Here is a 1,490-nt window from a genome sequence, read left to right as displayed (position 1 = left end):
GACCCGGCGGGCAACACCGCCAATGGCTCAGACAGCGCGGTACTGGATGTCGGCAGCACGGCGCCGGGCACGCCTGTGGTCACCATCACCGAAGATGCCGACAACGACGGCTACATCAATGATGCCGAACTGGTGGGTCAGGTGAACATCACCGTGGCCCTGACCGGCGGCACCGCCGTGGGCGACACCCTTGTGGTCACCGACCAGGATGGCACGGTCATCTTCTCCGGTCCGGTGACGCAGGACATGCTGGACAATGGCCTTGACCTGGCGATTGATGCACCAGCCAGTGGCACCAATCTGGTGGTCACCGCCACCGTCACCGATGCGGCGGGCAACACCGCCAATGGCAGTGACAGTGCGATACTGGATACCAGTGGCGGCAACCCGAATCTGGGCGCGCCGACCCTGACCATTGATGAAGATGCCAACAATGATGGCTACATCAATGACGACGAGCTGGATGGCGACATCAACTACAGCGTGACGTTGGGTGAAGGCACCGAAGTGGGTGACACCATCGTTATCACCGACCAGGATGGCAATGAGGTGTACAGCGCCACCATTACCCAGGACATGCTGGACAATGGCCTGTCGCTGACGCTGACCCCTCCAGCCACTGGCACCGGCCTGACCCTGACGGCTACCGTGACCGACACCAGTGGCAACACTGCCACCGGCAGTGACTCCGCCACCCTGGATTACGGCGAGGGCACCGGCGCACCGGCTGCGCCGACCGTCGAGATTACCGAAGATGCCAACGATGATGGTTACATCAACGATGGCGAGCTCAGCGGCGAGGTGGATATCACCATCACCCTGGGCGCCGGTACCGCCGTGGGTGACACCATTGTGGTCACCGATAACGCGGGCAACACCCTGTACGAAGGCCCGGTCACCCAGGACATGCTGGACAATGGCCTTGACCTGTCTGTGGCCGCCCCGGCGACCGGCACCGAGCTGGACATCACCGCCACGGTCACTGATCCGGCGGGCAACAGCGCTGAGGGCTCTGACTCGGCCACCCTGGATTACGGCACAGGCAGCGGCGCACCGGCGTCGCCAACGGTGGTCATTGATGAGGATGCCAACAACGACGGCTACATCAATAGCGATGAGCTCGATGGTGACATCAACATCACCGTCACCCTCGGTGCAGGCACCGCGGTGGGCGATACCCTGGTGGTCACCGACCAGGATGGCAATGCACTGTTTAACGGCACCGTGACCCAGGCCATGCTGGATAACGGCGTGCCGGTCACCATGACCGCGCCAGCCACCGGCACGACCCTGACCGTGACGGCCACCGTCACCGACCCGGCGGGCAACACCGCCAACGGCAGTGATGCGGCCACCCTGGATCACGGCACCGGCACCGGCGCCCCGGCGGCGCCGACGGTCGAGATTACCGAAGATGCCAACGATGATGGTTACATCAACGATGACGAGCTGGACGGTCAGGTGGACATCACCATCACCCTGGGCGCGGG

Annotated in this window: 1 pseudogene; it reads left to right on the top strand. The window is 63.6% G+C overall.

The annotated features are described in order from the left end of the window. Positions 1 to 1,490 (top strand): annotated as a pseudogene (locus GMA8713_RS27845) (hypothetical protein); the annotation flags it as partial.

Origin of the sequence: Grimontia marina (genome assembly GCF_900060185.1) — a bacterium.
Classification (GTDB): Bacteria; Pseudomonadota; Gammaproteobacteria; order Enterobacterales; family Vibrionaceae; genus Enterovibrio; species Enterovibrio marinus.
This window is presented reverse-complemented; position numbering and strand designations above follow the sequence as displayed.